This window comes from Halopseudomonas sp. L-58 (assembly GCF_056859475.1).
This window is the reverse complement of the sequence record NZ_JBSXON010000034.1, coordinates 48,404-56,786: the sequence shown is the minus strand read 5'-3', so window position 1 is coordinate 56,786 and position 8,383 is coordinate 48,404. Positions and strand designations below refer to the sequence as shown.

8 protein-coding genes are annotated in these 8,383 nt (G+C 59.7%); 5 read left to right on the top strand and 3 right to left on the bottom strand.

What is annotated here, in order from left to right; translation table 11 throughout:
- Nucleotides 1-394 (top strand): FAD-binding protein (locus AC13EY_RS03025; RefSeq protein WP_482876723.1); only part of this gene is annotated, 394 nt, incomplete at its 5' end.
- A gap of 219 nt (nt 395-613) precedes the next feature.
- Here the strand turns inward: AC13EY_RS03025 and AC13EY_RS03020 are convergent.
- Together AC13EY_RS03020 and AC13EY_RS03015 are read right to left on the bottom strand one after the other, a co-directional pair.
- Complete coding sequence (locus AC13EY_RS03020; RefSeq protein ID WP_228245007.1) at nt 614-1,339, bottom strand: UDP-2,3-diacylglucosamine diphosphatase; 726 nt, start codon at nt 1,337-1,339, stop codon at nt 614-616.
- A 13-nt stretch (nt 1,340-1,352) separates the two neighbouring features.
- Nucleotides 1,353-1,847 carry a peptidylprolyl isomerase gene (locus AC13EY_RS03015; protein ID WP_088274318.1) on the bottom strand — a complete coding sequence of 165 codons (495 nt, stop codon included), beginning with the start codon at nt 1,845-1,847 and terminating at the stop codon, nt 1,353-1,355.
- A 193-nt stretch (nt 1,848-2,040) separates the two neighbouring features.
- Between AC13EY_RS03015 and AC13EY_RS03010 the strand changes: the two genes are divergently transcribed.
- Genes AC13EY_RS03010 through AC13EY_RS03000 form a run of 3 tightly spaced genes read left to right on the top strand, consistent with a single transcriptional unit; the run spans nt 2,041 to nt 5,878 of the window.
- On the top strand, nt 2,041-3,708 hold the full coding sequence (locus AC13EY_RS03010) for a glutamine--tRNA ligase/YqeY domain fusion protein (RefSeq protein WP_228245006.1): 1,668 nt from the start codon (nt 2,041-2,043) through the stop codon (nt 3,706-3,708).
- Nucleotides 3,708-5,093, top strand: coding sequence for a cysteine--tRNA ligase (gene cysS / locus AC13EY_RS03005; protein ID WP_228245005.1), 1,386 nt, complete (start codon nt 3,708-3,710; stop codon nt 5,091-5,093). The genes AC13EY_RS03010 and cysS overlap by 1 nt, the downstream gene beginning before the upstream one ends.
- Before the next feature lie 11 nt (nt 5,094-5,104).
- Nucleotides 5,105-5,878, top strand: a complete 774-nt coding sequence (locus tag AC13EY_RS03000; protein ID WP_228245004.1) for an SDR family NAD(P)-dependent oxidoreductase — start codon at nt 5,105-5,107, stop codon at nt 5,876-5,878.
- Between the two features lie 35 nt (nt 5,879-5,913).
- Here AC13EY_RS03000 and AC13EY_RS02995 read toward each other — a convergent pair whose 3' ends face one another.
- Entirely contained in the window at nt 5,914-7,326 is a 1,413-nt protein-coding gene (locus AC13EY_RS02995) for an alanine/glycine:cation symporter family protein (protein ID WP_228245003.1), read from the bottom strand.
- 188 nt (nt 7,327-7,514) lie between these two features.
- Between AC13EY_RS02995 and AC13EY_RS02990 the strand changes: the two genes are divergently transcribed.
- The gene (locus AC13EY_RS02990) at nt 7,515-8,357 is read left to right on the top strand and encodes a metal-dependent hydrolase (RefSeq protein ID WP_228245002.1); all 843 of its coding nucleotides are present in this window, start codon (nt 7,515-7,517) and stop codon (nt 8,355-8,357) included.
- Nucleotides 8,358-8,383 lie beyond the last annotated feature (26 nt).

The following is an 8,383-nucleotide window of genomic DNA, read 5'->3' as shown; positions in this document are numbered from 1 at the left end:
TGGTGAAGAGCTGGCCAAGTCCGACCGTCCGGAACTGGCTGGTGCCAAGATCGTCATCTCCGGTGGTCGCGGCATGCAGAACGGCGACAACTTCGAGATGCTGTACAAGGTCGCCGACAAGCTGGGCGCTGCTGTGGGTGCATCGCGCGCCGCGGTTGACGCTGGCTTCGTACCGAACGACATGCAGGTAGGTCAGACCGGCAAGATCGTTGCTCCGCAGCTGTACGTTGCGGTCGGCATCTCCGGTGCGATCCAGCACCTGGCCGGCATGAAAGACTCCAAGGTGATCGTTGCGATCAACAAGGACGAAGAAGCGCCGATCTTCCAGGTGGCCGACTACGGCCTGGTTGCCGACCTGTTCGAGGCGGTGCCGGAGCTGGAAGGTAAGCTCTAAGCCGAAGGCCTGGAGCCAGCCGCAAGCTTCAAGCCGCAAGCTGCAAGAAAACCCCGGACTCGCGAGAGCCGGGGTTTTTTGTTGTCTGCTCGTTGTGAGTGGGGCATTTTTGCGTAGGGGCACAGCATGCTGTGCCCGGCATGGCCCGAGGGGTATTTCGTGGGGGTATCGGTATCTCGTTCCGTGCAATCTGGACCCCGGGCACGGCGTGTCGTGCCCCTACGACAGTGGAAACGACTCCAGGCGCTTGCCGTTCTCGTCCACCTCAAGTGCCCAGCCGGCCTTGTCCCAGTCGCCGAGCACAATGCGCTTCGCGGGCTGGCCGTCGATCATCAGGTCGTGGATTGCCGGGCGGTGGGTGTGGCCGTGGATCAGGGTGAGCACGCCTTTGGCGCGCATGGTGTGGGCGACTGCGCCGAGGTTGACGTCGGTAATGTCGGCGGATTTCATTTGTGTGCGTGCCTGACTTTCGTCGCGTAGCTTGCGACCCAGCTTGTGGCGTGTGCCTTGCGGCAGGTTGCGCAGCACAAAGCGGCTGACCGGGTTGCGAAGCCAGCGGCGCATACGCATATAGCCAAGATCGTCGGTGCAGAGGCTGTCGCCGTGCATCAGCAGCACTCGCTCGCCATTAAGCTCGACGGTTGTAGGATCTTTAAGCAGGGTGCAGTTTGCTGCGCGGCAAAAACGGCTGCCGAGCAGGAAGTCCCGGTTGCCGTGCATCAGGTATACCTTGGTGCCATGCTTGGTCAGGCGGGAGAGGGCGTCGGCGACCTCGCACCCGAGTTCGTCGATGGTGTCGTCACCCAGCCAGACTTCAAAAAAGTCACCCAGGATGTAAAGGGCATCGAATTGCGCGGCGCGGGTTTCGAGCAGACGCAAAAACGCCCGGGTAATATCCGGGCGTTTTGCTTCCAGATGCAGATCCGAAATAAACAGATATCGCATCGGCGGCGTGGTCTCAGTCGACCAGTTCGGCGCGCTCGATGATCACGTCCTCGGCCGGCACGTCCTGGTGGCCGGCACGGGAAGTGGTGCGCACCGCCTTGATTTTCTCAACCACATCCATGCCGTCGGTGACCTTGCCGAATACCGCGTAACCCCAGCCGTGCATGGTGGGTGCGGAGAAGTTCAGAAAATCATTGTCCGCTACGTTGATGAAGAACTGGGCGCTGGCGGAGTGCGGATCAGGGGTGCGGGCCATGGCGACGGTGCCGATCTTGTTGGCGACGCCGTTATCAGCTTCGTTCTTGATCGGGTCGCGGGTGTCTTTCTGCTGCATGCCGGGCTCGAAACCGCCGCCCTGGATCATGAAGTTGCTGATCACGCGATGGAAGATGGTGCCGTCGTAGTGGCCATCGCGGACATATTGCTTGAAGTTCTCAACGGTCACCGGCGCCTTGTCGGCAAACAGTTCAAGGGTGATGACGCCATAGTTGGTGTGCAGTTTGACCATCGGATATTCCTCGGGCAGTCGAACAGGTTGGGGGTGATGCTGCCTGCATTGCTGCATTCAGGCACCTGCGAGTTTCGGGTATGATACGGGTTTTGGTCATGATGGCCTAGGGACGCGCGACTATTGCGATAGTCCGGGCTCCCGAGTAATCCCTGATGCCGAGCGCATCACCTGAGCGAGTTTTGCCGACCTTATGAACAAACCCGACGCCACGCCCCCAAGCCACTTTCTGCGCCAGATCGTCCAGGCTGATCTGGACAGCGGCAAGCACAGCAGCATTGTTACCCGCTTTCCGCCGGAGCCCAACGGTTACCTGCACATTGGTCACGCCAAGTCGATCTGTCTTAACTTCGGCCTGGCCAGGGAGTTTGGCGGTGTCTGTCACCTGCGTTTTGACGACACCAACCCGGCCAAGGAAGAGCAGGAATACATTGATGCGATCAAGGCCGACGTCGAGTGGCTTGGCTTCGAATGGGGCGGCGATGTGCGCTACGCCTCCGATTACTTCGATCAGCTGCACGCCTGGGCCATCGAGCTGATCAAGGCCGGCAAGGCCTATGTCTGCGAGCTGACGCCCGAGCAGGCGCGTGAATACCGCGGCAGCCTGACAGAGCCGGGCAAGAACAGCCCGTTCCGTGAGCGCAGCGTTGAGGAAAACCTGGACCAGTTCCAGCGCATGACCGCCGGCGAGTTCGCCGACGGCGCCAAGGTGCTGCGCGCGAAGATCGACATGGCGGCGCCGAATATGAACCTGCGCGATCCGATTCTGTATCGTATCCGCCACGCCCATCACCACCAGACCGGTGACAAGTGGTGCGTGTACCCGAGCTATGACTTTACCCATGGCCAGTCGGATGCCATCGAGGGCATTACCCACTCGATTTGCACCCTGGAATTTGAAGATCACCGCCCGCTGTACGAGTGGTTCCTGGACAATCTGCCGGTGCCTGCGCATCCGCGTCAGTACGAATTTGCCCGCCTGAACCTGAACTACACCGTGACCAGCAAGCGCAAGCTCAAGCAACTGGTTGACGAGAAGCACGTGGATGGCTGGGATGACCCGCGGATGTCCACGCTGAGCGCCTTCCGTCGCCGCGGCTACACGCCGGCGGCGATTCGCGAGTTCTGCGAGCGCATTGGCGTAACCCGCTCTGATGGCGTGGTCGACATGGGCGTACTCGAGTTCTGTATCCGTGACGACCTGGATGCCAACGCGCCGCGTGCCATGTGCGTGCTCAAGCCGCTGAAAGTCACCATCACCAACTATCCGGAAGGTCAGGCCGAAGAGCTGCGCCTGCCGCGTCACCCGAAGCAGGATATGGGCGAGCGCGTGCTTCCGTTCGAGCGCGAGATCTACATTGATCGTGAAGACTTCATGATTGATCCGCCCAAGGGTTACAAGCGTCTGGAACCGGGCGGTGAAGTGCGTCTGCGTGGCAGCTACGTGATTCGCGCTGACGAAGCGGTAACTGATGCTGACGGTAACATCGTCGAGCTGTTGTGCAGCTACGACCCGGATACCCTCGGCAAGAACCCGGAAGGTCGCAAGGTCAAAGGCGTTATCCACTGGGTGCCGGCGAGCAGCAGCATCGAGTGCGAGGTGCGCCTGTATGACCGTCTGTTCAATGCCGCAAATCCGGACAGGGGCGAAGAGGGCACCACCTTCCTCGACAATATCAATCCGAACTCCCTGCAGGTACTGACCGGCTGCCGCGCCGAGCCGTCGCTGGCTGAGGCCACACTGGATGATCGCTTCCAGTTTGAACGTGAGGGCTACTTCTGCGTCGATTCGCGTGATTCTCGCCCCGATGCCATGGTCTTCAACCGCACTGTCACCCTGCGTGACTCCTGGGGGGGCTGATGGCGCTGGCACTCTACAATACCCTGACCAAGTCCAAGGAAGCGTTCAAGCCGCTGGTCGACAATCAGGTACGCATGTATGTCTGCGGCATGACCGTGTATGACTTCTGCCATATCGGTCATGCGCGCGTGATGGTTGCGTTTGACGTGGTGGCGCGCTGGTTCCGCCACCGCGGTTATGACCTGACCTACGTGCGCAACATCACCGACATCGACGACAAGATCATCAAGCGCGCCAATGAGAACGGTGAGACCTTTCAGCAACTGACCGAGCGCATGATTGCAGCAATGCATGAAGACGAAGCCCGTCTCAATGTGCTGCGCCCGGACCAGGAACCGCGTGCCAGTCAGCATATCGATGGCATGTTTGCCATGATTCAGACGCTGATCGACAAGGGCTATGCCTATGCACCGGGTAACGGCGACGTGTATTACCGCGTCGGCAAGTTCGAAGGTTACGGCAAGTTGTCGCGCCGCAAGATCGAAGACCTGAAAATCGGCGCGCGCATCGAGGTTGACGAAGCCAAGCAGGATCCGCTGGACTTTGTTCTGTGGAAAGCCGCCAAGCCGGGTGAACCGAGCTGGAGTTCGCCCTGGGGCGAGGGTCGGCCGGGCTGGCACATCGAGTGCTCGGTGATGTCGACCTGTTGCCTGGGCAATACCTTTGACATCCACGGCGGTGGCCCGGATCTGGTATTTCCGCACCACGAGAACGAGATTGCTCAGAGCGAGGCAGCGACCGGCGAGTTGTACGCCGCCGCCTGGATGCACGCAGGTGCCGTTCGGGTTGACGGCGAGAAGATGTCCAAGAGTCTGGGCAACTTCTTCACCATTCGCGAGGTGCTGGAAAAGTACCATCCAGAGGTGGTTCGCTACCTGCTGGTTTCCAGCCATTACCGCAGCGCCATCAACTACTCCGAAGACAACCTCAAGGAAGCCAAGGGCGCGTTGGAGCGGTTCTACATCGCGCTCAAGGGGCTGCCCGAGGCGGCGCCTGCCGGCGGCGACGAGTTTGCCGAGCGGTTTGGCTCGGCGATGGATGACGACTTCAACACTCCGGAAGCCTGCGCTGTGCTGTTTGACATGGTCCGTGAGGTGAATCGCCTGAAGGACGCTGACGTTGACGCAGCTGCCGGGCTGGCCGCGCGCCTGCGTCAGTTGGCCGAAGTACTGGGTGTTCTGCAGCTGGATGCCGATGCGTTCCTGCAGGCCGGCGCTGCTGGCAAGGTCGACGCCGCTGAAGTCGAGGCGCTGATTGCGGCGCGTCTGCAAGCCCGTGCCGACAAGAACTGGGCCGAGTCTGATCGTATCCGCGACCAGTTGACTGCTATGGGCGTTGTACTTGAGGACGGCAAGGGTGGCACCACCTGGCGGCTGGCTGAGTGATGCCGCACGACATGACGGACCTCCGGGGCCGCGTGGCTCTGGTCACCGGCGCCGGCAGTGCTGACGGTATCGGTTTCGCTATCGCACGCATGTTTCATGATGCGGGAGCGACGGTTGTGTTGTCCTCGACGACCAACCGCATTTTTCAGCGGCAGAACGAGCTGGATCCGGAGCGGTTGCGGAGTTTGGCGGTGGTGGCTGATCTGACTCACCCGGAGCAGGCAGCGGAGTTGGTTGAACAGGTCATGGAGCGCTTTGGGCGCATTGATATCTTGGTTAACAACGCCGGTATGTCGCAGTCGGGGATTGAGGAGCCGACTGGTGATCTGTTCCACCGGATGGCGTTCCAGCACTGGCAGCGCGAGATTGATCTGAACCTCAATACCTGCGTGCACGTCAGCCAGCCGGTGCTCCGGCACATGCTGGCCGCCGGTTTTGGCCGGGTGATCAATATTGCCTCGGTGACCGGGCCGCTGGTGACCTTTCCGGGTACCGCCGGCTACAGTGCTGCCAAATCGGCGATGGTCGGCCTGACCCGCTCGATTGCCCACGAGGTGGCCGGGCAGGGCATCACGGTCAATGCCATCGCACCTGGCTGGATTCACACCCCCTCAAGCCTGCCTGCCGAACTGGAAGCGGGGCGTCATACACCTATCGGGCGGCCCGGGCGGCCGGACGAAGTCGCACGGGTGGCTTTGTTCCTTGCCAGTGAGGGCTGCAGCTACATGACCGGTCAGATGCTGGTGGTGGACGGCGGTAATTCACTGCAAGAAATAAAAGGCTGAACCACGGCTCGAGTCTGCTCGAGCCGTGGTTGTGCTCAAGACCAGATATCGTGGTCGATCTTGTGTTTCAGTTCCGGATACTCTTCTGCCTTGAAGTGCGGCACCAGACCTTCCTTGCGCTGGGCAAGGTAATCCTTGGTCAGCTTGGCAACGGTGCCCGATAGCAACACGATGCCGATCAGGTTGATGGTTGCCATCAACCCCATGGAGGCATCGGCGGCATTGAATACCGTGCCTACCGCCTGATAGGCACCCCAGACGACCATCGCCAGCGCTGCACAGCGCAGTGAAAACATGCCCAACTTGCCGCCAAGCCCCAGATAGATCATCGCATTCTCGGCGTAGGAATAGTTGGCGACGATCGAGGTGAAGGCAAAGAACAGGATCGCAAACGCAATAAAGTAGCGACCGGCATCGCCGATATGGCTTTCCATCGCGAGCTGGGTCAGTTGCGTGCCGGTCACGCCATTGCCCGGTTCCAATACGCCTGACAACAGAATCATGACCGCAGTGGCGGTACAGATGACGAGGGTGTCAATGAATACTCCGGTCGCCTGCACGAAGCCCTGTGAGGACGGGTGGTGTGGTGTGGGTGTGGCAGTCGCAGCCACATTCGGCGCCGATCCCATCCCTGCCTCATTGGAAAACAGGCCACGCTTGATGCCGTTGAGCATTGCTGCCGTGACGGAACCGGCGACACCGCCGGCCGCCTCTTCGAGGCCAAAGGCGCTCTTCACGATAGTCGCCAGCACCCCCGGGACGTCGCTGTAGTTCATGGCAAGCACTACCAACGCCATGAGTACGTAAACAGCCGCCATGAAGGGCACCACGAATTCCGCGAAGCGGGCGATCGACCGCAGGCCGCCAAAAATCACCAGGGCCGCGACCGCGGCGACAGCGATACCGACCAACAGCTTGTTGAAGCCAAAGGCGCCCTCCATCGCATCAGCAATAGAGTTGGCCTGAACGGCGTTGAACACCAGGCCGAACGAAAGGATCAGACAAACGGAAAAAATGCTGCCGGCCCATGGCGCTTTAACTCCCTTTGCCAGATAGAAAGCCGGCCCCCCGCGATATTGCCCTTCACCGTCACGGACCTTGTAGAGCTGGGCAAGGGTGCTTTCTGCGTAAGCGGTAGCCATGCCCACCAGTGCAACCATCCACATCCAGAAAATGGCTCCGGCTCCACCGAGATAGAGAGCAACCGCCACGCCAGCGATATTGCCGGTGCCAACCCGTGATGCAAGGCTGGTACACAGTGCCTGAAACGGTGAGATACCGGACTTGTCACTCTCACGAGCACCGAGCAGAGAGCGAACCATCTCGCCAAAGTGCAGAAACTGCAAGGCACCCAGACGTATGGTGAAAAAGACACCTACGGCGAGCAGGCCGTAGATCAGAATGTAACCCCAGAAAATCGTGTTGAGCCCGCCTATCAACGCATTCATGACTCCCCCCGCTGTCGGTTGGCATGCGTGCAGAAACAGAATGTTACGTCTTACTGTAGCGTCTTGGCCGCTCATCGCCAGTTGAAAATGAGTGTTGTCAAATTGTCCGAATGGGTCGAAGATAGCCCGATCACGTTGATGTTGATGCAAAACCGATAACAACAATGCAGCGCATTAAGAGGTGAGCCATGACTGCCGTTACTCCGGATGATTTGACGATCAGCCCTCGTCGTATCGAATTCGAACTCCCTGATCCTCTGCCGCGGTACTGGCATGGCGGCGACCCATTCAAAACCCATTTCTTCAATGCCATGTCGTTGCTGTTCCCTGATGGCGAACGCTTTTTTATCGACTCGGTGCGCTACTTCCGCGACCGCGTTAAGGACCCCAGGCAGCAGCAATTGATAAAGGGTTTTATCGGTCAGGAAGGGCATCACAGCCGTGAACACATCGAATACAACCGCCGCCTTGAGGCGCAGGGATATGACGTTATTGCGCTGACCGAGCCGGTGCGCCGCCGTATCCGCTATGCCAACGCCCACTTTTCCCCTGAACGCCGGCTCGCGGCCACGGTTGCCATGGAACACTTCACTGCCATCATGGCGGACGCGGTGTTGCGTGAAATGCGCTGGTTTGACGGCGCTATTGAGCCGATGCGGCAGGTCTGGCGGTGGCACGCCCTGGAGGAAACCGAGCACAAGGCGATCGCATTTGATCTCTACATGCAGGTATCCGGTGACCGGGCACAACTGCGCAGGGCCATGCGCTTGTCGACGTTCTTCTTCCTGCGTGATGTGACTCGAGGTGTCTGGCATATGATGCGCTGCGACGGGCGACTCACCGATGTGGGCAGCTGGTATCGGGGCATGCGCTGGTTATGGGGCCGTAACGGTTTCTTTTCAGGGCTCTGGTCGGCCTACCGGGACTTCTATCGTGAGGACTTTCATCCCTGGCAGCATGACAATTACCGGCTGATGCAAGAGACTCAGCATGAGTTTGATGCGATCAATATGCTTGGAACAAAGCCCTGAATCGTCTCGGTACTGATGCGCTTTCT